The organism is Thermus tengchongensis (assembly GCF_021462405.1).
Taxonomy (GTDB): Bacteria; Deinococcota; Deinococci; order Deinococcales; family Thermaceae; genus Thermus; species Thermus tengchongensis.
This window is the reverse complement of record NZ_JAKEDU010000002.1, coordinates 287,621-310,564: the sequence shown is the minus strand read 5'-3', so window position 1 is coordinate 310,564 and position 22,944 is coordinate 287,621. Positions and strand designations below refer to the sequence as shown.

General features: G+C 67.3%; 18 protein-coding genes and 1 pseudogene. 11 read left to right on the top strand and 8 right to left on the bottom strand.

What is annotated here, in order from left to right; genetic code table 11:
- The first annotated feature begins 1 nt into the window (after position 1).
- Positions 2-1,381, top strand: a complete 1,380-nt coding sequence (locus L1087_RS03915; RefSeq protein WP_234557717.1) for a SpoVR family protein — start codon at positions 2-4, stop codon at positions 1,379-1,381.
- Here the strand turns inward: L1087_RS03915 and L1087_RS03910 are convergent.
- Genes L1087_RS03910 through pdo form a run of 3 tightly spaced genes read right to left on the bottom strand, consistent with a single transcriptional unit; the run spans position 1,378 to position 3,235 of the window.
- Positions 1,378-2,169 carry a TlpA disulfide reductase family protein gene (locus L1087_RS03910; protein ID WP_234557716.1) on the bottom strand — a complete coding sequence of 264 codons (792 nt, stop codon included), beginning with the start codon at positions 2,167-2,169 and terminating at the stop codon, positions 1,378-1,380. The two genes, L1087_RS03915 and L1087_RS03910, sit on opposite strands and share 4 nt — an antisense overlap.
- A complete protein-coding gene (locus L1087_RS03905; protein WP_234557715.1) occupies positions 2,169-2,543 on the bottom strand; it encodes a rhodanese-like domain-containing protein in 375 nt (124 codons plus the stop codon). The genes L1087_RS03910 and L1087_RS03905 overlap by 1 nt, the downstream gene beginning before the upstream one ends.
- Positions 2,544-2,545: 2 nt before the next feature.
- Complete coding sequence (gene pdo / locus L1087_RS03900) at positions 2,546-3,235, bottom strand: protein disulfide oxidoreductase (protein ID WP_234557714.1); 690 nt, start codon at positions 3,233-3,235, stop codon at positions 2,546-2,548.
- A gap of 164 nt (positions 3,236-3,399) precedes the next feature.
- On the opposite strand from pdo, the gene L1087_RS03895 reads away from it, so the two are divergent.
- From L1087_RS03895 to L1087_RS03880, 4 genes are all read left to right on the top strand, one after another.
- Positions 3,400-4,836 (top strand): MBL fold metallo-hydrolase, encoded by a 1,437-nt coding sequence (locus tag L1087_RS03895; RefSeq protein ID WP_234557713.1) that lies wholly within the window; start codon positions 3,400-3,402, stop codon positions 4,834-4,836.
- A gap of 61 nt (positions 4,837-4,897) precedes the next feature.
- The gene (locus L1087_RS03890; protein ID WP_135343404.1) at positions 4,898-5,557 is read left to right on the top strand and encodes a rhodanese-like domain-containing protein; all 660 of its coding nucleotides are present in this window, start codon (positions 4,898-4,900) and stop codon (positions 5,555-5,557) included.
- Positions 5,554-6,315: a sulfite exporter TauE/SafE family protein gene (locus L1087_RS03885; RefSeq protein ID WP_038041994.1), complete on the top strand. Its 762-nt coding sequence runs from the start codon at positions 5,554-5,556 to the stop codon at positions 6,313-6,315. The genes L1087_RS03890 and L1087_RS03885 overlap by 4 nt, the downstream gene beginning before the upstream one ends.
- Before the next feature lie 9 nt (positions 6,316-6,324).
- A complete protein-coding gene (locus L1087_RS03880; RefSeq protein ID WP_234557711.1) occupies positions 6,325-7,176 on the top strand; it encodes a nitrilase-related carbon-nitrogen hydrolase in 852 nt (283 codons plus the stop codon).
- Positions 7,177-7,239: 63 nt separating this feature from the next.
- Here the strand turns inward: L1087_RS03880 and L1087_RS03875 are convergent, their stop codons facing one another.
- Positions 7,240-8,154 carry a peptidylprolyl isomerase gene (locus tag L1087_RS03875; RefSeq protein WP_234557710.1) on the bottom strand — a complete coding sequence of 305 codons (915 nt, stop codon included), beginning with the start codon at positions 8,152-8,154 and terminating at the stop codon, positions 7,240-7,242.
- 13 nt (positions 8,155-8,167) lie between these two features.
- Here L1087_RS03875 and hemE point away from each other — a divergent pair, with 13 nt between their 5' ends.
- Genes hemE through L1087_RS03845 form a run of 6 tightly spaced genes read left to right on the top strand, consistent with a single transcriptional unit; the run spans position 8,168 to position 20,060 of the window.
- Positions 8,168-9,193: a uroporphyrinogen decarboxylase gene (gene hemE / locus L1087_RS03870; protein ID WP_234557833.1), complete on the top strand. Its 1,026-nt coding sequence runs from the start codon at positions 8,168-8,170 to the stop codon at positions 9,191-9,193.
- The gene (hemH, locus tag L1087_RS03865) at positions 9,190-10,143 is read left to right on the top strand and encodes a ferrochelatase (RefSeq protein ID WP_234557709.1); all 954 of its coding nucleotides are present in this window, start codon (positions 9,190-9,192) and stop codon (positions 10,141-10,143) included. Before hemE ends, hemH begins: the two co-directional genes overlap by 4 nt.
- Complete coding sequence (hemG, locus tag L1087_RS03860; RefSeq protein WP_234557708.1) at positions 10,131-11,486, top strand: protoporphyrinogen oxidase; 1,356 nt, start codon at positions 10,131-10,133, stop codon at positions 11,484-11,486. The genes hemH and hemG overlap by 13 nt, the downstream gene beginning before the upstream one ends.
- A 36-nt stretch (positions 11,487-11,522) precedes the next feature.
- Positions 11,523-13,763: a diguanylate cyclase domain-containing protein gene (locus tag L1087_RS03855; protein ID WP_234557707.1), complete on the top strand. Its 2,241-nt coding sequence runs from the start codon at positions 11,523-11,525 to the stop codon at positions 13,761-13,763.
- A 39-nt stretch (positions 13,764-13,802) separates the two neighbouring features.
- On the top strand, positions 13,803-16,376 hold the full coding sequence (locus L1087_RS03850; protein ID WP_234557706.1) for a bifunctional diguanylate cyclase/phosphodiesterase: 2,574 nt from the start codon (positions 13,803-13,805) through the stop codon (positions 16,374-16,376).
- 24 nt (positions 16,377-16,400) lie between these two features.
- Positions 16,401-20,060: a PAS domain S-box protein gene (locus L1087_RS03845; protein WP_234557705.1), complete on the top strand. Its 3,660-nt coding sequence runs from the start codon at positions 16,401-16,403 to the stop codon at positions 20,058-20,060.
- 93 nt (positions 20,061-20,153) lie between these two features.
- Here L1087_RS03845 and L1087_RS03840 read toward each other — a convergent pair whose 3' ends face one another.
- The 4 genes and pseudogenes from L1087_RS03840 to L1087_RS03825 form a co-directional block, all read right to left on the bottom strand.
- Entirely contained in the window at positions 20,154-20,456 is a 303-nt protein-coding gene (locus tag L1087_RS03840) for a metal-sulfur cluster assembly factor (protein WP_038041984.1), read from the bottom strand.
- Positions 20,453-21,604, bottom strand: coding sequence for a hypothetical protein (locus L1087_RS03835; protein ID WP_234557704.1), 1,152 nt, complete (start codon positions 21,602-21,604; stop codon positions 20,453-20,455). Before L1087_RS03835 ends, L1087_RS03840 begins: the two co-directional genes overlap by 4 nt.
- Positions 21,605-21,656: 52 nt before the next feature.
- Complete coding sequence (locus L1087_RS03830; RefSeq protein WP_234557703.1) at positions 21,657-22,502, bottom strand: protoglobin domain-containing protein; 846 nt, start codon at positions 22,500-22,502, stop codon at positions 21,657-21,659.
- Positions 22,499-22,937 (bottom strand): annotated as a pseudogene (locus L1087_RS03825) (hypothetical protein). Before L1087_RS03825 ends, L1087_RS03830 begins: the two are co-directional and overlap by 4 nt.
- Positions 22,938-22,944: the final 7 nt, after the last annotated feature.

Sequence of the window (22,944 nt, the reverse complement as noted above, 5' to 3'; positions counted from 1 at the left end):
GATGCGCAAGGAGCTGAGGCAGTGGGCCGAGATCCTGCGGGAAAGGGCCTTGGCGGCAGGGCTTTCCTTCCCCCCCGTGCTCTTTGAGGAGGTGGGCCCCGAGGAGATGGCCATGCTGGCCGCCTACGGGGGCTTTCCCCGCCGCTACCCCCATTGGCGCTGGGGGAGCGAGTACCTGCGCCACCGGGAAACCTACCGCTATGGTCTCGGGCGCATCTACGAGCTGGTGGTGAACACCCACCCCGTCCGGGCCTACCTCCTCAAGAGCAACACCCTCCTCGCCCAGAAGCTGGTCATGGCCCACGTCTTTGCCCACGCCGACTTCTTCCAGAACAACCTGGCCTTTAAGCCCATCCCCAAGGACATGCACGAGGAAATGGCGCACCATGCGGCCTTTGTGGAAAAGGCCATGGAGCGGCACGGGGCGAGGAGCGTGGAGGAGTTTTTGGATTTGGCCCTCTCCCTAGAAAACCTCATCGATCCCCACGCCCCTTACATCCGGCGGCCGGAGAAGGAGGGACCGGAGGAGGCCGAACCCCCCAAGCGCCTGCGGGTGCGCCCCTACCTGGACCCCTACGTGAACCCCCCGCCCGAGCCCCCCAAGGAGGCCGAGGAGGGGGGGCGCCCCGAACCCCTCCCCCCTAGGCCCACCCGGGACATCCTGGGCTTCCTGGCCCGGTATGCCCCTTTGGCCCCCTGGCAGAAGGGCATCCTGGAGATCATCCGAGAGGAAAGCCTGTACTATGTGCCGCAAGCGGCCACCAAGATCCTCAACGAGGGCTGGGCCACCTACTGGCACACCCGCCTCCTCCTCCCCCTTCTCTCCCCGGAGGAAGCCCTGGAGTTTGCCGAACTCCAGGCCGGACTCCTTGCCCCACACGGCTTCAACCCTTACCGCCTGGGCTACCTGCTCCTCAAGGAGGTGGAGGAGCGCTGGGATAAGGGGCGGTTCGGCCCGGAGTACGAGGCCCTGCCCCTAGGGGAGCGGCTCACCTACGAGAGGCCCACCGGCCTGGGGCTCAAGCAGCTTTTCCAGGTGCGCACCGTCCACACGGACCTGAGCTTCCTGGATACCTTCCTGACCCCCGAGTTCGCCCTCCGGCAAAGGCTCCTCAACCCCGAGGACCTGCCCCGCTTCGCCGAGGCCAAGAAGGCCCTCCTCTTCCGTCTCACCAACGGGGGCTACCCCATCGTGGAACTGGTGGACGCCAACCACGGGAACCGGGGAGAACTCCTCCTGGAACACGCCTACGAGGGCGTGGAGCTGGACCTGAAAAAGACCCAGGCGGTGTTGGAGAACCTCTACCGCCTGTGGGGCCGGCCGGTGCACCTGAAGACGGTGGTAGGGGAGAAGGAAACCCTGCTTTCCGCGGGAAGCTAGCGCAAAACCCTCAGGTAACCAAGAAGAAGGGCTTCGGAAAGCTCCCCCAGGTGGCGGGCCACCAGGCGCCCCTCCCGGTCAAAGAAGAAGGTGGTGGGAAGGCCCTGGGTCTTCAGGGCCTGGGAAAGCCGGGTTTCCGGGTCCAGGAGAACCCACTCGGGGGCGAGCCTCTGCTCCTCTAGAAAATTCCGCACCACCACCGGACCCTCCCCTTGGCTGGCGAAGGCAAAGCGCACCTCCGGGTTTTCCTGGCTCAGGCGCACCATCATGGGTAGCTCCCGCCGGCAAGGAGGGCACCAGGTGGCCCAGAGGTTCAGGACCAAAGGCTTCCCCCGGAAGTCCTGCAGGTTCACCGGGGTACCCCCTAGGGTGGTGAGGGTGAGGGAGGGCAGGCGCACCTCCTCCCCTCCCCGTCTTTGCACCAGGAAGACCCCAAAGACCAAGCCCGCCGCCAAAGCGGCGAACAGGGCATACCGCCAGAGGTTCTTGGGCAATGCCATCAGCGTGTACCCTCCCGCAGCCAGGATACCCCAAAGGGGGTCAAACCCCCCTTGCCACACGTAAAGGATGGAAAGGGGATCCCGGGCGTAAACGTACGCGTTCCCCAGAACGAAGCCGATTCTGGCCCCAAGAAAACCCGCAAGGATGGCGTTGTAGGCCCACAGAGCAAGCCTTCGGTCCACCCTTCGGGCCAGGACCTCGGCCACCGCCACCATGGCCAAAAGGGCCAGGAACACCTGGAACCTGGCCCAGGGGATGGCCAATGGCCCTACCTGTACCGCATCCATCAGCGAACCAGGGGGAAGCCCTCCCTTTGGATGGCCAAGATCCCGCCCTCGAGGTTGTAGAGGTTGGTGTAGCCCTTTTTCTTCAGGTACTCCGCCGCCTGGCGGCTGCGGTTGCCGCTACGGCAGTAGAGGTAGACCGGCTTGTCCTTGGGAAGGGTATCCGCCCACTGAGCGACGTTCTCCACCGGCAGGTTAATGGCCCCGGGCACGTGCCCCTCGGCAAACTCCTGGGGGGTGCGCACGTCCACCACCACCGCCCCGGACTCCAGGGCCCGGTAGAGCTCCTCTGGGCCCACGTTCTGGTAGCTGCCCTTGGGCCCGCAGGCGGCGAGGAAGACGAGGGGCAGGAGGGCGAGAAGGGCGCGCCGGGTCATGGCTAGGCCTGGACGCCCACGGCCTTGCGGATGGCCTGGAGGAACTGGGAGAGGGGCTGAGCCCCCAAGATTCGCTCCTTGCCGTGGTTCACAATGGTGTCGGGCACCCCGTGGATGTGGTAGCGGTTGGAAAGCTCGGGGAACTCGTTGGCCTCGATCATCTCGCCCCAGATCTTGGGGGAGGCGTAGGCCATGCGGTGGGCGGTGCGCACCGCCTGGGGGCAGTAGGGGCAGGTGGGGGTGACAAAGACCTGGAGCACCACCTCCTCGGGAAGGTTGTTGAGCTCCTGGACCACGTTCTCCGGCAAACCGTGCCCGTCGCGGCCCAGCATCTCGATGTCCTCGAGGAGGCTTGCGAACTCGTAGCCCGCCGGGATACCCCGGTACCGCAGGTTAATCGCCTGCGAACCCTTTTCCCGCAGAATGAGGGTGGGTGCGGCCTCCACCTTGTACTCCTTGGCCTTCTCCTTGCCCTCGGGGGTGGCCAGGTCGTAAACCACCAGGTGAAGCTTATCGGAAAGGGCAGAAACCTCCTCCAGAAGCTGCTTGGTTTCCTTGCAGTACAGGCAGGGCTCCTTACCCGGAGCCACCAGCGTCGAGGTGTCGGTGAAAAGCACCAGCTCCACGTCCCGCACCAGGTTGGAAAGCCGCTCGCGTACGATCTCCTGCTCCTTCGGTCCCAGTAGCGCCATCGTTTCCTCCCGGATACCCCCGTAGGGGTACATCCTTTATTGAATATAGCAGATGTTTCCCGTAAAAGATAGAGCTCCGTGAACGTTGTCCCCGTTGACACCTATTACCCCCATAGGGTATTTTGGCGGTGTGGGGACAATGGTCCCATACAGGAGGTGAAGCCATGGTTTTCAGGCAGATCTACGAGGAAGGCTTGGCCCAAATGAGCTACCTCCTGGGGTGCGCCGCCACCGGGGAGGCCCTGGTGGTGGATCCCAAGCGGGACGTGGACACCTACCTGGAGCTGGCCGAGAGCTTGGGCCTGCGCATCACCGCCATCGCGGAAACCCATATCCACGCCGACTACCTCTCGGGGGCCCGGGAGCTGGCCAAGGCCACCGGGGCCACCCTGTACCTCTCGGACGAAGGGGACGAGAACTGGAAGTACAAGGGCCTGGAAGGGTTCTCCCATATCCTCCTTAAGGACGGGGACGAGTTTAGGGTGGGAAATATCCGGGTGAAGGCCGTGCACACCCCAGGTCATACCCCGGAGCACCTTTCCTTCCTGGTGGCGGATGGGGCGGTGACGGACGAACCCCTCCTCTTCCTCACGGGCGACTTCGTCTTCGTGGGGGATATCGGCCGCCCCGACCTCCTGGAGGAAGCCGCCGGCATCAAGGGCACGGCGGTGCCGGGGGCCCGGCGCATGTTCCAAAGCCTAAAGGAGAAGTTCCTCACCCTTCCCGACCACGTGCAGGTCTGGCCCGGCCACGGGGCGGGAAGCGCCTGCGGTAAGGCTCTGGGGGCCCTTCCCGCCACCACCGTGGGCTACGAGCGCCGGCACGCTTGGTGGGCGGAGTACCTGGAAAGGGACGACGAAGAAGGGTTCGTGCGGGCCCTCCTCCAGGGCCAGCCCGAGGCCCCCACCTACTTCAAGGAGATGAAGCGGCTGAACCGGGACGGGATGCCCATCCTGGGAGGCATCCCCCACCCGGGCCGCCTCACCAAGGCCCAGTTTGACCGGTACCTGCGGAAGGGGGCCATCCTGGTGGACACCCGGGACAAGTTCGCCTTCGCCGGGGGGCACATCCGGGGAGCCATCAACATCCCCGCGGGCAAGAACTTCTCCACCTGGGCCGGGTGGCTTCTGCCCTATGACCGCCCCCTCATCCTCCTGGCCCACCCCTCCGAGGTGGAGGCCCTGACCCGGGCCCTGATCCGCATCGGCCTGGATGAGGTGGTGGGGTACATCCCAGGCCTGCAGGGATATGCCGACGGGGAGCTGGAAACCGTACCCCAGATCACGGCCCGGGAGGCGTACGCCCTTTGGCAGAGGGGCGAGGCGGTGATCCTGGACGTGCGGGGCCGGGACGAGTACTTGGCCGGGCACATCCCCGGGGCCCTGAACATCCATGCCGGCCGCGTCCTCGCCCACCTGGATAAGCTCCCCAAGGAGAGGCCCCTCATCGTCCACTGCGTGGGCGGGGACCGCTCCAGCACCGCCATCAGCGCCCTCTTGGCCCACGGCTTCAGAAACGCCCTGAACCTCACCGGGGGAATTAGGACCTGGCAGGAGGCCGGCTTCCCGGTGGAGAAGGGCGAGGAGCTGGTAAACGCCTGAGCGTAGTGCGGGGGGAACTGGGGCAAAACCCCAGTTCCCCAAACACCCCAAGGAGGGAAACATGTACGAAGCCGAGGTCAAGGACCTGAGCCCAGAGGAAGCCAAGAAGCTCTACGACCAGGGCGTGGCGTTCATCGATGTGCGCGAGGTGGAGGAGTACGCCCAGGCCCGGATCCCCGGGGCAGGCCTAGTGCCCCTTTCCGAGTTCGTGGCCCGCTACGGGGAAATCCCCAAGGACCGCCCGGTGGTCCTCTACTGCCGCACGGGGAACCGCTCCTGGCAGGCGGCCGCCTGGCTCACCGCCCAGGGCTACGCCAACGTGTACAACCTCGAGGGGGGCATCGTCCGCTGGTACCGCTCCGGGCTCCCCGTGGACACCAGCCCAGTGGAAGTGGGCTACACCGCCACCCCGTACCAGGAGGTGGGCCCCCACGAGGCGGAAAAGCTTCTGCAGGAAGCCTTGGTGGTGGACGTGCGTGAGCCCTGGGAGTATGCGGAAGGGCACGTACCCGGAGCGGTGAACATCCCCCTCTCCTCCCTGCCCCATAGGCTCTCCGAACTACCCAAGGACCGACCCCTTCTTTTGGTCTGCAACTCCGGCAACCGCTCGGGAGTGGCCGCGGACTTCCTGGTGAACCAGGGCTTCCCCGGGGAGAAGGTGTACAACCTGGAGGGGGGCACTTACGCCTGGATGGCGGCGGGGTTCCCGGTGGAGCGATGAGTCTGGCCCTGCTCGGAGCCCTACTCATCGGGCTTTCCCTGGGGCTTTTGGGCTCGGGGGGGTCCATCCTCACCGTGCCCGTGCTGGTGTACCTGCTGGGGGAAGCCCCCAAGCAGGCCATCGCGGAAAGCCTTCTCATCGTGGGGGGCATCGCCCTCTTTGGGGCCCTCCCTTACGCCCTACGAGGCCTGGTGGACTGGCGGAACGTCCTCTTCTTCGGCCTGCCGGGCATGGCGGGCACCTACCTGGGGGCCTGGCTTTCCCGCTTCGTCTCCGGGGAGGTGCAGCTTTTGGCCTTTGCCTCGGTGATGCTCCTAGCGGCCTACTTCATGGCCCGGCCCGCCCCCCTCCGCCCTGAAGGCCAGGGGAAGCGCAAGGCCTGGAAGATCGTGCTGGACGGGGTTGCCGTGGGTGCCCTCACGGGCTTCGTGGGGGTGGGTGGGGGGTTTTTGATCGTACCCGCCCTGGTCCTCCTCGGGGGGCTTCCCATGCACCTGGCCATCGGGACCAGCCTCCTCATCATCGCCCTCAAGTCCTTCGCCGGCTTCTACAAGTACCTGCACCTCCTGCCAGAGCTGGGCTTGGCCGTGAACTACACGGTGGCCCTCCTCTTCGTGGGGGTGGGGACCCTGGGGAGCTTCCTGGGGGGGAGGCTTGCGGTACGCCTGCCCCAGGAGGGGTTGAAGCGGAGCTTCGCCCTTTTCCTGGTGGCCATGGGGGTCTTCATCGTGGCCCAGAACCTCGCCCAGGGGCATTAGACTGGAAAGGTGCCCTTCCGCACCTTCTTGGCCGTCCAGGCGGAGGTAAGGCCAGAGTTTTACCGCACGGAGGAGGCTTTCCGGGAGCGGGTCTTCGCCCTCCTCAGGCCCCTCGAGGGCACCCCCTCCCCCCGCCTCGCCGCCTTCCCCGAGCTCTTCGGGCTTCCCCTCCTCCTCCACCTGGAGGGGGACTTCCACCCCCGAGAGCTTCTGCGAAGCCCCCTCGCCCCCTGGCGGCGGGCCCGGCGGGCCTACGGGGTCTTCCGGGAGGTCATGGCGGAAGCCGCCAGGGCCTTCGGCACCTACCTCCTGGCGGGCACCCTCCTCTCCCCCCCTTACGAGGAGGAGCTGGCCCGGGGGCGGTTCGCCCGCACCCCCTTTTTCCAGAACCTGGCCCTCTTCTTCAACCCCCAAGGCCGCCTCCTGGCCCAGGTGCCCAAGATGGAGCTCACCCCGCCCGAAAGCTGGCTGCGGCGGGGTAGCTTCGGCCCCCACCTGGTGGCGACCCAGGCGGGGAAAGTGGGCATCCTCATCTGCCTGGACGGGTTCTTTGAGCGCCACCTGGCCCGGCTGGACGCCTTGGGGGCTGAGGTCCTCCTGCAGCCCTCCGCCAACCCCGCCGCCTGGGACCGCCCCTGGCCCTGGGACCGGAGGCGCAAGGAGGGGGAGGTCTGGCTGGCCTCCGCCCAAGAAAGGCTCAAAGGGCGGGAACACCTCCGGCTACTCCTCAACCCCATGCTGAACGGGCGCATCCTGGGCCTCGCCTTCGAGGGGCAAAGCGGGATCTACGGGCCCGGGGAGGCCCTCCTCCTGGCCCGGGCCCCCGTGGGGGACGAGGCCCTGCTCCTCACCCTACCCTAAAAGGACCCCCGCCTAAGGGTTGCCCCAGCTATGGAAGCCGAGGCGGCTTGCGCCACGATGGGGCTAAAGGCGCTCGGGGAAGAGGCGGATGGGGTAGGGCCGGATGAGGGCCTTGAAAAGCTTCTCCCAGGCCAGGTCCTTCACCTGGCCCTCGAGGCCCTCCCGCACCTCCTCCAGGGGGTAGCGGCCCGCGGGCTTCACCCCCTCCAGCAGGATGAGGTGGAAGCCGAACTCCGTGCCCACGGGGGGCGACACCTGCCCCGGCTTCAGGGAGAGGAGGGCCTTTTCAAAGGCGGGGATGTAGGTGCCCTGGGGCTCGCACCCCAGGTCGCCCCCCGCCTCCCTGGAGCCCGGGTCCTGGGAAAGGGCCTTGGCCACCTCGGCGAAGGCCTCCCCCTTCTCCAGGCGGGCCAGGGCCTCCTTGGCCGCCTCCAGGGTGGGCAGAAGGATGTGCCGGGCGCAGTAGAGGGTGGGGTGGCGGTACTCGGGGGAAAGAAGCCAAAGGGCCTTCAGGGCCGCGGGGGAGACGCTGAGCCTGGCCCGGTAGTGGGCCTCGAGGGCCTCCAGGGCCATGGCCTCAACCAGCAGGATGCGGTAGGTGGCCAGGTCCTCCACCCCCGCCTCCTTCAAGGCGGCCAGCAGGGCCTCCTCCGAGGGGAAGGCTTCCTTGAGCTGCCACACCTTGGCCTCCACCGCCTCCTCCTTGGGCCAGAAGCCTTGGGCCCGGGCCACCCGGAGGAGGGCCTTTTCCTCCGCCAGGGCCTGGAGGTAGGGGGCGCGGTACTGGGCCAAAAGCGCCCGGGTCTCCTCGGAGTCGGGCAAGCCCAGCTGGCGCAGGGCGCTCCTGGCGAAAAGGCCGAAGCGGAGGTCGAACTGGCTCTTGGTGAGGGCCTCGGGGCCCACCTGGGCCACCACCGGGTCCTCCTGGGCCAGGGCCAGGCTCAAGGCCAAGGCTAGGGCGAAAAAGATGGCGCGCATGCCCCATGCTAGCATGGAGGGCGTGAACGACCTCATCCTCCGGGCGGCCCGGGGCGAACCCACCCCCCGCCCTCCCGTCTGGTTCATGCGCCAGGCGGGCCGCTACCAGAAGGAGTACCAGGAGATAAGGAAGCGCTACACCCTCCCCGAGATCGTGCAGAACCCCGAGGTCTGCGCCCAGGTGACCCTCCTCCCCGTGCGCCAGCTGGGGGTGGACGCGGCCATCCTCTTCGCCGACATCACCACCCCCCTGTACGGCATGGGGGTGGACCTCTCCCTGGTGGAGGGCAAGGGCCCCGTCATCCACCACCCCATCCGGGACGCCAAGGGGGTGGAGGCCCTCAGGCCCCTGGTGCCGGAGGAGGCGGTGCCCTTCGTGCTGGAGGCCATCCGCCTCCTGAAGCGGGAGCTTGCGGTACCCCTCATCGGCTTCGCTGGGGCCCCCTTCACCCTGGCCAGCTACCTCATCGAAGGAGGGCCAAGCCGCCACTTCCTGGAGGTGAAGGCCTTCATGTACCGGGAGGAGGCCCTCTGGCACCAGCTTTTGGAGAAGCTCACCCTGGCCATGGCCCGCTACCTGCGGGCCCAGGCGGAGGCGGGGGCCGACCTCCTCCAGGTCTTCGACTCCTGGGTGGGGGCCCTAAGCCCAGCCGACTACCGCCGCTACGTAAAGCCCCACATGGCGAGGCTCTTCCAGGAGCTAAAGCCCTTAGGGGTGCCCGTCATCCACTTCGGCGTGGGCACCATGGGCCTCCTCAAGGACATGGCGGAGGCCGGGGGGGATGTGATCGGCCTGGACCACCACACCCCCCTCCCCTGGGCCCGGGAGGCGCTGGGGGCTACCCCGGTCCAGGGCAACCTGGACCCCGCCCTCCTCTTCGCCCCCAAGGAGGTGATCCGGCGGGAGGTGCGGCGGATCCTGGAGGAAAACGCTGGTAAGCCGGGGCACATCTTCAACCTAGGCCACGGCATCCTGCCCAAGACCCCGGTGGAGAACGTGCGGTACGTGGTAGAACTGCTGAAGGAGGAAGCGGCATGAACGTGCTTCTCATGGCCTACGGCACCCCCTACACCCCGGAGGAGATCGAGCCCTACTACACGGACATCCGCCGGGGGAAAAGGCCCCCGGAAGAGCTCCTCCGCGAGCTCACCGAGCGCTACGCCGCCATCGGCAAAAGCCCCTTGAACGAGATCACCCTGGCCCAGGCCATAAGGCTCCAGGCGCTTTTGAACCTCGAGGCCCCCGCCTACCCCAAGCGCCTCCTGGGCCCCTTCGGCCCCCGCACCCCCCAGGGCCCAGCCAGGGTCTACGTGGGCACCAAGCACTGGCACCCCTCCATTGGGGAGGCCATTGCGGCCATGCACGAGGATGGGGTGAGGCGGGCGGTGGCCATCGTGGCCGCTCCCCATTACTCCTTAAGGAGCGTGGCCGAGTACCAGGAGAAGGTGGAAGCCGCCCTAAAGGCCCTACCCGAGCCCATCGAGATGGTCTGGGTGGAAAGCTACGAGGCCCATCCCGGCCTCATCGCCGCCTACGCCCGCAGGCTGGAGGAGGCCATCTGGCGGTTGCGGGACCCCAAGCGGGCGGCCTACGTCTTCACCGCCCACTCCATCCCTGTCTCGGCGGTGGAACGAGGCGACCCCTACCCACGCCAAGTGGAGAGGACGGCGGAGCTCATCGCTAAGAAGCTCTCCCTCCCCCGCTTTAGCGTGGCCTACCAGTCGGCGGGAAGGACCCCTGAGCCCTGGCTGGGCCCCGACATCAACGAGCACCTCCGGGCCTTGAAGGAGGAAGGCCACGAGGAGGTAGTGGTCCAGGCGGTGGGCTTCCCCGCCGACCACCTGGAGGTGTTTTTCGACCTGGACCTCGAGGCCCAGGCCACCGCCCAGGAGGTGGGACTAAGGCTCATCCGAGCCCGGAGCCTCAACGCCGACTTGGACTACATCCACGTCCTGAAGGACCTGGTGGAGGCGGCGTGGCTCAGGTAGTTGTGGTGGGCGGGGGCTGGGCGGGGCTTGCCGCCGCCCTTGCCCTGAAGGACGCCGGGGTGGACTTCCTCCTCTTGGAGGGGAGCTCCAGGCTCGGGGGGAAGGTGCGCACCCACCGCCAGGAGGGCTTTTTGGTGGAGGGAGGCCCCGACGCCAGCGTGCGCTACAAGAAGGAGGTGCTGGAGCTAGGGGAGCGCTTCGGCCTCGAGCCCATCGGCACCCTTCCCGCCAAGCCCGCCGCCTACATCCTGCGCAAGGGCAAGGCCCACCCCCTTCCGGAAGGGCTTTTGCAGATCGTGCCCGGCGACCTTAAGGGCCTTGCCCGCACCCCTCTCCTCTCCCTTTCCGGCAAGCTCCGCGCCCTCTACGACCTCCTCCTGCCCCGCGGCGGCAAGGAGGACGAAAGCCTAAGGGAGTTCGTGGAAAGGCGGCTTGGCCTCGAGGTCTTCAACGCCCTGGTGGCCCCCTTGGCGGGGGGCATCTACGGGGGGGAGCCCGAGGAGCTTTCCATGCGGGCGGCCTTTCCCCAACTCCTGGAGCTGGAGCGGAAACACCGGAGCCTCCTCCTGGGGGCCATGCGGGCCCGAAGGGCCCGGGGGAGCCGCGAGGGGGGAAGCCTTTTCTTCTCCTTCCAAGAGGGCCTTTCCGCCCTCACCCGCAAGCTGGCCGAGGAGGTGCAGGAAAAGGCCCTTCTCGCCACCCCGGTCCTGGGCCTGGAGGCCCTGAAGGGCGGTTACCGCCTCCACACCCCAAGAGGCGTCCTGGAGGCCGAGGCGGTGGTTCTGGCCACCCCCGCCCCCCAGGCGGCGGCCCTCCTCAGGCCCTTCCTTCCCGAGGCCACGGCCCTCCTCAAGGGCATCCCCCACACCCCCGCGGCCACGGTGAGCCTGGCCTTCGCCGAGGAGCTCCCCGTGGCGGGGCACGGGCTCCTCATCGCCAAAGGGGAAGGGTACCGCGCCCGGGGCTTCACCTGGACCCACCAGAAGTGGCCAGGCAGGGCCCCAGAGGGCTGGTCCCTGGTGCGGGTGTACTTCTCCGGGGAGCCCGCCCGGCTTTCCGAGGCCGAGCTGGCCCGGGTGGCCCTGGAGGAGCTTCGCCGCTTCCTGGGGAAGGAAGTCCGGCCCGAGCGCACCTGGGTCTTCCGCTTCCCCGAGGGCATGCCCGCCTACCGGGTGGGGCATGTGGAGCGCATCGAGCGGCTGGAGATGGCCCTCCTCAAGGCCCCTGGGCTCTTCCTGGCGGGGAACTACCTCCAAGGGGTGGGCCTCCCCGAGGTGGTGCGCTCGGGGCAGAGGGCGGCGGAGAAGGCCCAGGGCTACCTGGCCCTCGCCCCCACCCCCTAGGCAAAGGGGTGGAGTACCCCTTAGGATGAACCAAACATGCCCCTGCCCTATCCCCTGATTGCCCTGGGTTCTATCCTTCTAGGCCTTTTGGCAGGGGGACTGGGTTACAGCGACCCCTACATCCTCCCCTGGTTCATGATCTTCACCGCCGCCACCGCCAGCATGTACGGGTTCCCTTGGGGGTTGTTGGCGGCTTTCCTTTCCACCGGGCTTCTCCTCCTCTTTCCCGGCTTTAGCCTCATGGCGTTAGCCCTCCTCCTCCTTTCCGCCTGGCTGGCCCACGGGATCGGGGAAAGCCTCCGGCGGGCTCACCGCCGGGCCAAGGCGCTGGCCCGAAGCCAAAGGCTCCTGGCCGAGGCCCTCGAGGCCCTTCCGCAAGCCCCAGACCGGGAAACCCTCCTCCGAACCCTTCCCGAACGCCTAGCGGCCTTAGGGGAAGGGGGGCACGTGGGGGTCTGGGTGCCCACCACCCAAGGCTTCCGCCTCCTGGAAAGCACCCCTCCCCTTTCCCTTAAGGAGGTGCCCGCCAGCGGGGTGATGGGCCGGGCCTTCCGGGAAGGGCGCCCCGTGTATGTGCCCGACGTGGGCCAGGAGCCCGGCTACATCCCGGCCCCGGGCCTGAAGACCCTGGCAGAGCTGGCCCTGCCCCTCGAGGAAAGGGGCGAGGTGGTGGCCGTGCTCAACCTGGAGCGGAACCGGCCCTTCCCCCCCGAGGAGGTGGAGGGGCTTTTCCGCTTCGCCCAGGCGGTGAGCCTGCAGCTCTCCCGCCTGGCCGACCTGGAGGAGCGCAGGCTCATCGCTGAACTCTCGGAACGCCTGCAAAGCGCTGCTACCCTGGAGGAGGCGGGGGCCAAGGCCTTGGCCCTTCTCCTCGGCTCCTTGGGGCTACCCTCGGGCACCCTTTGGGAGGCGCGGGGTGGGCGCATGGAAGCCTTGGCCTACCAGGGGGTGGAGGAGCCCTCCCTCCTCCAGGTGCTGAAGGAGGGCCTGCCCTACGGCGTGGGCCTGGCCTGGCAGGTGTACGAGACCCAAAGCCCGGTGTTCACCGCCCGCTATGCGGAGGAGAACCGGGTGGTGCCCGCCCTCAAGGCCCTGGGCTGGCGCACCTTCGCCGCTTTGCCCGTGCTCTCCCCAGGCGCGCCCCGGAGCCGAAGGGTGCTGGTCCTGGGGCAAAAAGAGGAGCGGCTTTGGCGCAAGGCGGAGGTGGAGCTTCTCCTCCTTTTTAGCCGCACCCTGGGCCTTGGCTTGGAGCGGCTTACGGAAAAGCACCGCCACCAGGCGGTGAACGGGCTCTTCCTTAACCTCCTGCAAAGGCCCCCTGAGGACCTCTACCAGCCCCTTTTGGAGGAGGCCATCCGTCAGGTGCCCGGGGCGGAAGCGGGAAGCCTCTTGGTGCTGGAGGAGGGCGCCTACCGCTTCAAGGCAGCGGTGGGCTATGATCTGGAAGGGCTACAAGCCATTCGCTTCACCCCCGAGGCCATGCTCCTTTGGTACGGTCACCCGCTGGAAAGGGCGCTCCTTGGAGAGCCCCGTACCATGAGCGTGGAAGAACGCCCTATCGTAGAGATCAGCCATCAGACAGCTCCGGAAGAGGTCATTGACCAAGCAGGCCGGGCCCGGGAGATCCAGGCCAACCTGTGCCTGCCCATCCCTTACAAAGGTGAGGTCCTGGCCTACCTCAACCTGGACAACCTGCACGACCCAAGGGCCTTCGGGGAAGACTCCCTGGAGGCCGCCCGCTTCTTCGCCGCCCCCCTCGCCACCTTGCTCCACGAGGCGCGCACCCGCCACCTCTTGGAGGAAGCCGCCCTCACCGACCCCCTCACGGGGCTGGCCAACCGCCGGGCCTTTGACCGCTTCTTCCAAGAGGAGCTAAAGCGGGCCGAGCGCTACGGCTACCCGCTTTCCCTGGCGGTCTTGGACCTAAAGGGCTTTAAGCAGGTGAACGACCGCCTGGGCCACGCGGTGGGCGACCTAGCCTTGATCCAGGTGGCCAAAGCCCTTGGAAGGGAACGGCGCAATGGGGACCGCCTCTTCCGCTGGGGCGGGGACGAGTTCGCCGCCCTTTTTCCCCACACCCCCAAAAACGGGGCCATTGCCGCCGCCTTCCGCTACGCCCAGGCCATCCAGGATCTCTGCTTTGAAGGGCTCTGCCTGGGGGTGAACATCGGGGTGGCCACCTACCCAGAAGATGGAACCAGCCCAGATGCCCTCCTCTCCGCCGCCGATACCCGCATGTACGAGGCCAAGGCGCGGGGACAGGTGGTGGCCGCTTGAACCCTTGCCAGAAAGGGGTATACTGGAGCGGGCCTAGCCATGAAGGGCAACTGGGGTCTAGCCCTCTCGCAAGCCCTTTTCCCCCTGCTCCGCCGGGGGCTCGAGGGGCTTGGGGATGCGCTGGAACAGGTGGCCCTGGCCCTTTCCACGCACCGCGCCTACCTCTTCCGCCTCGAGGAGCGCCACGGCGTCTGGTACGCCAGCCAGCTGGCCGAGTGGGCGGGCCCCGGCACCAGCCCCCAGATCCAGAACCCCGCCCTGCAGAACCTGCCCCTCCGGGAAGCGGGCTACGGGCGCTGGCTGGAGCGCTTCCTGAAGGACCAGGCGGTGGCGGGGCCCGTGGCCTCTTTCCCTGAGGAGGAAAAACCCCTCCTGGAGGCCCAGGAGATCCAGAGCCTTTTGGTGGTGCCCATCGGGGTGGAGGGCCAGCTTTGGGGCTTCCTGGGGGTGGACGACTGCCAGCGGGAAAGGCGCTTCAGCGGGGAGGAGGAAGCCTTTCTCCGGGCCGTGGCCGAGGCCTTAGCCCGCACCCTGGAGCTTTGGGAACGAAACCGATGGCTCCAGGGCCTGTTGGAAGCCTCCCCTCTTTATGTGGCCCGGCTGGACAAGGAAGGCCACCTCCGCTATGCCAACCCTGCCCTGCGGGCCGCTTTCCCCCAGGGGCTCAGCCTCCCCGTGGCCGAAGCCCTAGCCCAACCCGGCCGGCCCCGCCTCCACATCCTCCGGGAAAAGGAGGTGGTGGAGTGGCACCTCCTGGCCGTGCCCGGACCCGGACAGGGGGTGCTGGAGGTCCTGGCCCTGGGGCTGGACGTGACGGAAAGGGAGGAGGCCCAGGCGCGGGAAAACCGCTGGAGCGCCTTCCGCAAAAACCTCCTGAGGGTCTACGAAACCCTCATGGCCGAGGGGCTTTCCGACTCCATCTTTGGGCTCATCCTCGAGGCCGCCCTGGACACCATCCCCGCCGCCCAGGCGGGCAGCGTCACCGTGCTGATGGAAGACGGTTGCTACCACTTTGTGGCGGCCAAAGGGTACGACCTCGAGGCCCTGCGCCAGGTGCGCCTGCGCCCCGAAGAGCCCCTTTCTCTCACCGGGCACAGCGAAGCCCAGGTATTTACCCGGAAGGACCTGGAGCGCTTCAACGCCCGGCTGGACGAGAAGAGGCGGCGGGTCATGGAGGAAGCGGGGAGGGTGAAGGAGATCCAGGCCATCCTCTCGGTGCCCGTGTACCTGGCCGGGGAGCGGAAGGCCTTTTTATACTTGGACAACTTTGAGCGGGAGGACGCCTTTACCCCCTTGGACCTGGAGCTGGCCCAGGCCTTCGCCAGCCAACTGGGCCTACTCCTCCGCAGGCTGGAGCTGGAGGGGAGGCTCCAGCACCTGGCCTACCACGACCCCCTCACCGGCCTTCCCAACCGCCTCTTCTTCCTGGAAAAGCTTGCCCAAGCCCTCCGGGAAGAGGGGCGTAACCTGGCGGTCTTGTACCTGGACCTGGACGGGCTCAAGCTGGTGAACGACCTGGAAGGTCACGCCGCCGGGGACGAGGTGATCCGGGTCATGGCCGCTCGCTTCCGGGCCGCCCTCCGCCCCCGGGACCTGGTGGCCCGGCAGGGGGGAGACGAGTTCCTGGTGCTCCTCACCGGCCTCAGGGAGGCCAAGGAGGCCGTCGCCGTAGCCGAAAGGCTTTTGGAAGTGGCCCGCCTGCCTTGCCCCGTGGGAGAGCGGGTCTACCACCTCTCCACCTCGGTGGGCATCGCCTTAGGGGAGCCGGGGCTTTCCCCCGGCGAGCTCCTGCAACGGGCCGACCTGGCCCTGTACCGGGCCAAGGGGGAAGGCAAGGACCGCCTGGCCTTCTTTGAGCCCCACCTCCAGGAGGCCCTACGCCGGGAAATCCATCTCCTGGAAGCCTTGCGGGAGGACTTGGAAGGGGGCGAAGGCCTCTGGCTGGTCTACCAGCCCATCGTGGACCTGGCCACGGGCAGAAGCGTGGCCCTGGAGGCCCTGCTCCGCTGGCGCCTGGCTCCCCCTTCCGAGCTCGTCCCCCTGGCGGAAAGGCACCGGCTCATGGGCCAGCTGGGGCAGTGGGTCCTCCGCCACGCCGGCGAGGAGCAACGCCGCCACGGCCTCAGGGTGCATGTGAACGTCAGCCCCCAGGAGCTTCTGGACCCCACCTACGCCTTCCGGGTGGCGGAGGTCCTGGAGGAAACCGGCTGCCCCCCAGACCGCCTGGTCCTGGAGGTGACCGAAAGCTCCCTGATCCCCGACGAGCGGGGGCGCGACGCCACCCGGGCCCTCGAGGCCCTCCGGCACCTGGGGGTGGGGATCTACCTGGACGACTTCGGCTCGGGTTACTCCAGCCTGGAGCGGCTAGCCGAGCTTCCCGTGCAGGGGGTCAAGCTGGGCCAGGCCTTCACCCGTCGCCTCGGGGCCCCGCCCAACCCCCAGGGCCCCGCCGCCCGGCTGGTGGCCGCCGTCTTGGCCCTGGCCAAAGCCTTGGGGCTGGAGGCCATTGCGGAAGGGATAGAGGACCAGGCCACCCTGGCCTACCTGCGAAACCTGGGCTTCCCCTTGGGCCAAGGCTACCTCTGGGGCAAACCAGAACCCCTACGTCTCTGAAGCCGCATAGAGAAGCCGCATAGAATGGAAAGGAGCGTGGGCCCGAGCGCATCCTGGAAAATCGCCTTGGCTTACGCCGCCTTTTCCCTGGCCTGGATCCTGGCCAGCGATCGGCTCTTCCTCCTCCTCTTCCCCGTCGCCGAAGAGCTTACCCGCTGGCAGACGGGCAAGGGCTTGGTCTTCGTTCTCCTTTCCTCCACCCTGGTCTACCTCTTGGCACAGCGCTGGGAAGCCAGCCAAAGGCGGGCCTCCCAGGCTCTAGCCGCCTCGGAGCGGCGCTTCCGGGCCCTGGTGGAAAACAGCCGCGAGCTGATCTTCGTGCTGGACAATGCAGGACGCATCGTCTACGCCTCCCCCAACGTGGGCCAGGTGCTGGGGTACGACCCTTTGGGCTACACCCAAGCCCCCATCTTCGCCCTGGACTTCCTCCATCCTGAGGATCGCATCTACGCCGAGGCGGTGCTGGAGGATCTACGGCGCCATCCGGAAGCGGTGCGCGAGTACAGCTTCCGCCTGCTGGACGCATGGGGCCAGGTGCGACAGGTCCGGGTTTGGGGGCGGAACCTCCTCGGCGACCCGGCGGTGGAAGGCATCGTCTTGAACGTCAGGGACGAAAGCGAGCTGGAAGAGGAGCGGGCCCGGCTCCAAGGACTTTTAGAAGCCCTACCCGGTAGGGTCTTCCAAGCCCGGGTGCCCGAAGGCGCCGACCCCGCCTGGCTCCCCTTGCTTTACGCTTCCCCGCAAGGGGAGCGCCTCCTGGGGTACGCTCCCCAGGAGCTGGCTCAGGACCCAGAGGCCTTCTACGCCAAGGTGCACCCGGAGGACCGAGGAAAGGCCCAGGAGGTCTGCCGGGAAGCCGTGGCCCATCCCGGAAGGGTGTGCAGCGTCACCTACCGCTTCTGGCATGGGCAAAAAGAGTGCTGGGTCTGGCTGCGGGACACCCTGGTCTACGACCCCCACAGCCGCCTCCTCACCGGCTATGGGATGGACGTCACGGAAACCTTGGAGGCGGAAGAACGCTTCCGGCTTCTTTTCCAAGCCCATCCCCTGCCCATGTGGGTCTACGACCGGGAAACCTACCGCTTCCTGGAAGTCAACCAGGCGGCCATGGAGCAATACGGGTACACCCGGGAGGAGTTCCTCTCCATGACCCTCCTGGAGATCTGCCCGGAAAGGGAGCACTTGCGCCTCCTGGAGGACTTGGCGAGGGAAAGACCCCCCCTACAGCGCTCTGGACCCTGGACCCACCGCCTCAAGGACGGAAGGGAAATCCAGGTGGAGATCTTCTCCCACACCCTGGACTATGGGGGCCGGCCCGCCGTCTTGGCGGTGGCCCTGGACGTGACGGAGAAGCTAAAAGCCGAGGCCACCCGCAAGCTCTTGCAGGAAGCCCTCGAGGCCGCCCACGAAGCCGTGGTCCTCACCGACCGCATGGGCCGCATCGAGTGGGTGAACCCCGCCTTCACCCGGCTCACCGGCTACACGCCAGAGGAGGCCATCGGCAAGAACCCCCGCATCCTGAAGTCGGGAGTGCACGACCCAACCTTCTACAAAAGCCTCTGGGACACCATCCTCTCTGGCCAGGTCTGGGAGGGGGAGCTGGTCAACCGCCGCAAGGACGGCACCCTCTACACCGAGCGGATGACCATCACCCCGGTGCGGGAAAACGGCGAAATACGCCACTTCATCGCCATCAAGCGGGACGTGACCGAGGAAAAGGCCCGGGAAAGAGCCCTGCGCGAGTCCGAGGCCCTCTTCCGCACCCTGGCGGAAACCGCTCCCGCCCTCATCCTGATGTGGCAAGAGGAGCGCCTTACCTTCGCCAACCAAGAGGCCCTGCGCCTCACCGACTACACCCTGGAGGAGCTCCAAGCCCGTCCCATCTGGGAGTTCGTCCACCCCGCCGACCGGGAAATGGTACGGCAAAGGGGCCTGGCCCGCATGCGGGGAGAAAACCCCCCAAGCCGCTACCCCTTCCGCATCGTCACCAAGGGAGGGGAGGTGCGCTGGCTGGACTACGCCGCCGCCCGCGTGGAGGTGGGGGGCCAGCCCGCCATCCTGGGGGTGGGCCTGGACATCACCAAGGCCAAGGAGCGGGAGCTTTCCCTGGAAGCCTTCGCCCGGGTAAGCCTGGCCCTGCGCCAAAGCGAAAACGTCAAAGAGATGCTGGAACACGCCCTGGACGCCGCCCTAGCCGTCCTGGAGGCCCCAGTAGGAAGCATCCTCCTCTACGACACGGACACGGGCCGCTTGGAAGAGGCGGCCAGCCGGGGCTGGGCCAAAGACCTCCCGGTACCCCCCACCCTGGGCGAGCCCAGCCTGGTGAGCCTCGCTCTGCAGGGCCAGGTGGTGGTGAGCCAGGACCTGAAGCGCGACCCGCGGGTGCGCCCGGGTGTCAAGTCCCTCATTCCTGAAGGCTGGAGCGGGGCGGTGATCCCCCTGCTGGCGGGCAAAGAGCCCGTGGGCGCCCTCACCCTGGCCTGGCCCCACCCCCGCACCCCCACCCCCGGCGACGTGGACCGGGCGCTCCTGGTTGCTGAGGTCATCAGCAACGCGGTGCGCCGGGCAAGCCTCCGCCGGAAGCTCGCCAAGCGGGTGGAGCACTTGGAGGCCCTGCGCCTTCTGGACCAGGCCATCCTGGCCTCCTTGGACCTGGGGCCGAGCCTCGAGGTCCTCTTGGATCAGGTGATGCGCCTCCCCCTAGACGCCGCCGCCCTCTTCCTCTACGAACCCCCGGAAAGAGCGCTGGAGCTCAAGGCCCTTCGGGGCTTTCTCGCCCCCAAGAGGGCGGCTCCCCAGCGCTTCCTCCTGGGCCAGGGCCACATCGGGCAGGCGGCCCTCTCCGGCGAGCCCGTCTTCGTCCCCAACCTCGCCCAGGACCCCGGGTCCAACCCCGAGCTCACCCGGAAGGAAGGCTTCCTGGCGGAGAAGGCCTACCCCCTTTTCGCCAAGGGAAAGCTCCTTGGGGTGCTGGCCGTCTTCACCCGCAGGCCCTGGGACCTCTCCCCCGAGGACGAGGAGTTCCTGGAGGCCCTGGCGGCCCAGGGGGCCATCGCCTTGGACAACGCCCTGACCTTCCAAGAACTCCTCAAAAGCCAGCGGGAGCTGGAGGCCGCCTACGACCTCACCCTCTGGGGCTGGGCCAAGGCGGTGGAGCTCCGCGACCAGGAAACCGCCGGCCACACCGAGCGGGTCACGGAGCTCACCCTGCGCCTCGCCCGCGCCCTGGGGGTGCCCGAGGAGGACCTGGACGACATCCGGCGGGGGGCCATCCTCCACGACGTGGGCAAGCTGGCCATCCCCGACGCCATCCTCCTCAAGCCCGGCCCCCTCACCGAGGAGGAGTGGACCATCATGAAGAAGCACCCCGTCTACGCTTACGAGTGGCTTTCCGGCATCCCCTTCCTCAAAAAGGCCCTGGAGATCCCCTACGCCCACCACGAGCGCTGGGACGGCTTGGGCTACCCCAGGGGGCTAAAGGGGCAGGAGATCCCCCTTGCCGCCCGCATCTTCGCCGTGGTGGACGTGTACGACGCCCTGACCTCCGACCGCCCTTACCGGAAGGCTTGGTCCAGGGAAAAGGCCCTGGCCTACATAGAGGAGCAAGGAGGCCAGCAGTTTGACCCCGAGGTGGTGGCGGCCTTCCTGAGGTTGATGGCCGGGGAAGAGCATCGCCTGTCCTAAGGGCCGATGCGCGAAACTTACCCGGGAGAAGGCGAGGAGGCATGACCCCGGCTTTTTGGGGGCCCCGTCGTAGCCCAAGCCAAGACAGAGCACTTAGACCCAGCCCAGGAGCCGCCGGGCCTCCGGGGAGAGGCGGGCCGGAGTCCAGGGGGGGTCAAAGGTAAGCTCCACCGCCACCTCCTCTATGCCCGGGATGCGGCTTAAGGCCTGGCGCACCGCCTCCCCCATACTGTCGTGCAGGGGGCAGCCCGGGGTGGTGAGGGTCATGCGCACATAGGCCCTGGGGGGGTCCACCTTGAGCTCGTAGATGAGCCCCAGGTTAACCACGTCCAGGCCCAGCTCCGGGTCGTAGACCGTGCGCAAGAGGTTCCATGCCTGCTCCTCCAAAGGGTTCATCGCCGCATCACCTCCCAAAGGGCATACACATGGGGCAAAGCCCCTGCGAGGTAAACCCACCCCGCCCAGGGAAAGAAGGGAAGAAGAAGCGCCCCTGTGGCCAGCAAAGCCCCCGCCCCATACCCCGCTCCCTCCGGGAGCATCTCCTTGAGCAGGGGTACCTTTTCCTTCCCCGCCCTCGGGGCGTACCGGTGGGTCCAGACCAGAAAGGGCAGGATCTTGTAGAGCATCCCCGTCACCACCAGCCCCACAAAGCCCAAGGCGAACCAAAGGGCCGCCCAGACCGGGTTAAAGGGCAGGGCCACGAGGGAAAGGCCCAAGAAGAAGAGGCCAAGGAGGTAGTGCCGCACCCCGATATCCAGGGCTTTTTTCAGGCGGTTTTTGAGGATGCGCCTAGTGTCGTAGAGGGCGAGGGCGTAGGCCACAAGAAGGAGGACGTAGCCCAGCCTTTCCCCCATGGCCAAACCCAGAAGCCCCAGGTTGGCCGCCCAGAGGAAAAGCCCCAGGACCCGCTCGTCCACCCCGTGGGTGAGGGTGAACATGGAAAGGAGCTTGTACCCTACCCCCAGGATGGCAAGAAGGAAAACCCCGCCCAAGCCGGCCAGGAGGTGCCAGGCGAGCCTTTCCGGGTCGTAAAAGCCGTAGCGCTGGGAAAGAGCTTGCAAAAGGCCCAAGAGAGGGGTGAGAACCAGGTACAAGACCACCCAGGCCAAGGCGGTGGCCACCCGGTTCCAGCGCGGGGCTTGGCGAAAGGTGAGGTAGGTATGGTAGGCGAAGAAGAGGAGGGCGGCCAGGACCAAGCCCCCACCCCAGGGAACCAGGGGGGGCACCCAGGCAAAGCCCGAGGCCAGGAGGACTACCCCTAGGGCCCAGAGGGCCATCACCGGATACCCCCATTCCGGGCGAAAGAGGGGCGCCTCCAGGACCACCGGCAAAAGCTGGTGCATGGCCCCCAGCAGCACCCCCACCCCAAGGCCCAAAAGGAAAAGGTGGGCCACGGCCAAACCCCAAGGATGCCGGGGTACGGGGAGCGCCTCCGGGTGAAGGACAAGAAGAAGGCCGGCCACCAGGAAAAACCCCTCCCCCAGGAAGACGAAGCCAGCGGGGATGGCGAGGGGAATCACGCGGGTGTGGGCCGTCGCCAACATCGGCTTAATCCTGAGCCAGCCGCTCGGGATTGGCCATGACCCAAGTCAAGCCCTAGCGGCCCGGGGGCAAAAGGGTGAGAAGGTCCCCCGCGGCCAAAGGGGTGGCCAGGCCCTCCAAGTAGCGCACATCCCGGCCGTTGAGGAGGACGGCCCACCGGGGCCTAAGCCGCCAGAGGGTCTTAGGCTCCAGCCAAAGCCCCACCTCCTCCTCGGCGGGGAGGGCCTCGAGGGCCAGGTCCCTTAAAGCGGGGGTTGCGGTGAAAGTCTTGTGTAACGCCTCCCCTACGCTTCCCGCCCTTAAGGAAAGGGGTCTGGGCAAGGCGGGGTGGGCCAGGCCCAAAGCCTGGAAACGCACGGCCGCCTTCCCCTCTCTAAGGGCAAGGGCAGCGTCAAACCCTTTCCGCATCACCTCCTCCTGGGCGGAGAGGTAGACAAGCCAGGGGCGCACGTCCCGCACCATCTCCGCCACGTACCGCCCCACCTCGGCGAAGGAGAGGCCCACGTACTCGGGGGGAATGTAGGCTGCCTTGGGCCCCAAGCCCCCATGCCAAAGCCCCGCCCGGTACACCTCCCGGGCGAACTCCTTGGAGGTGTCCACGCCGATGGTGCGGGCCAACCAGGCGGAGAAGAAGGCCCGCCTTGTGTAAAGCTCCTCCTCGGGCACCCTTCCCTCCCAACCCAGGGCCCGGGCGGTGCCGGGATGGCGGCTCAGGTGGTCGTAGACCCGGGCCACGAAGGCCGCGGCCCCCTCCAGAAGCCTTTCTGCCTCCAGGCGCATGGCCCTTTTCTCCTCTTCCCCCAGCCCGCCAAAGGCAAGGAGGTCGGCAAAGACCTCCTCGGGCAAAGGCGGCAGGTCCAGCACCAAGGCCTCCTCGGACAGGCTCACCGCCTCCTTCATCCTCCCCTCCTTTCCCTTTCCTCGCGCATTTTCCTCAGCATATCCCCCGTGACCACCCGCCTCCGCATGGCCCAGGCAAAAACCAAGGCAGCCAGGAGCTGGAACCCGCCGGACACCGCAAGCCAAGGGCGCAGGCCCTCTTGGCCCAGGAAATAGAGGGGCTCGAGGACGAGCCTTAGGAGCAGGCCAGCGTTGAGAAGAACGAAGGTGAGCCCCTCGAGGCCATCCTGCCTCAAACCCCCGGGCCTGGGCATCAGCCAGTAGGCCACCCCCATGACCATCTGCAGGAAGAAGCCTACGAGCCCCGCATGCACGTGGGAGGAGCGAAAGGAACCTTGAAGGCCAGGCAGGAGGTAGAACAGAGTGCCCAGCAAAGCCGTGTAGACCAAGATACACCAAAGCCGCCCGGATGAAGAGAAAGTGCCAAAAGCCCATGGGTTCC

What these genes read in the sequence shown, in the direction of transcription:
- L1087_RS03895 (WP_234557713.1), top strand. Translation starts at nt 3,400, where the DNA reads ATGGTTTTCAGGCAGATCTACGAGGAAGGCTTGGCCCAAATGAGCTAC.
- L1087_RS03915 (WP_234557717.1), top strand. Translation starts at nt 2, where the DNA reads ATGCGCAAGGAGCTGAGGCAGTGGGCCGAGATCCTGCGGGAAAGGGCC.
- L1087_RS03835 (WP_234557704.1), bottom strand. Translation starts at nt 21,604, where the DNA reads ATGTTGGCGACGGCCCACACCCGCGTGATTCCCCTCGCCATCCCCGCT.
- pdo (WP_234557714.1), bottom strand. Translation starts at nt 3,235, where the DNA reads ATGGCGCTACTGGGACCGAAGGAGCAGGAGATCGTACGCGAGCGGCTT.
- L1087_RS03855 (WP_234557707.1), top strand. Translation starts at nt 11,523, where the DNA reads ATGCCCCTGCCCTATCCCCTGATTGCCCTGGGTTCTATCCTTCTAGGC.
- L1087_RS03850 (WP_234557706.1), top strand. Translation starts at nt 13,803, where the DNA reads ATGAAGGGCAACTGGGGTCTAGCCCTCTCGCAAGCCCTTTTCCCCCTG.
- L1087_RS03830 (WP_234557703.1), bottom strand. Translation starts at nt 22,502, where the DNA reads ATGAAGGAGGCGGTGAGCCTGTCCGAGGAGGCCTTGGTGCTGGACCTG.
- hemH (WP_234557709.1), top strand. Translation starts at nt 9,190, where the DNA reads ATGAACGTGCTTCTCATGGCCTACGGCACCCCCTACACCCCGGAGGAG.
- hemE (WP_234557833.1), top strand. Translation starts at nt 8,168, where the DNA reads ATGGAGGGCGTGAACGACCTCATCCTCCGGGCGGCCCGGGGCGAACCC.
- L1087_RS03910 (WP_234557716.1), bottom strand. Translation starts at nt 2,169, where the DNA reads ATGGATGCGGTACAGGTAGGGCCATTGGCCATCCCCTGGGCCAGGTTC.
- L1087_RS03885 (WP_038041994.1), top strand. Translation starts at nt 5,554, where the DNA reads ATGAGTCTGGCCCTGCTCGGAGCCCTACTCATCGGGCTTTCCCTGGGG.
- L1087_RS03845 (WP_234557705.1), top strand. Translation starts at nt 16,401, where the DNA reads ATGGAAAGGAGCGTGGGCCCGAGCGCATCCTGGAAAATCGCCTTGGCT.
- L1087_RS03905 (WP_234557715.1), bottom strand. Translation starts at nt 2,543, where the DNA reads ATGACCCGGCGCGCCCTTCTCGCCCTCCTGCCCCTCGTCTTCCTCGCC.
- L1087_RS03875 (WP_234557710.1), bottom strand. Translation starts at nt 8,154, where the DNA reads ATGCGCGCCATCTTTTTCGCCCTAGCCTTGGCCTTGAGCCTGGCCCTG.
- L1087_RS03890 (WP_135343404.1), top strand. Translation starts at nt 4,898, where the DNA reads ATGTACGAAGCCGAGGTCAAGGACCTGAGCCCAGAGGAAGCCAAGAAG.
- L1087_RS03840 (WP_038041984.1), bottom strand. Translation starts at nt 20,456, where the DNA reads ATGAACCCTTTGGAGGAGCAGGCATGGAACCTCTTGCGCACGGTCTAC.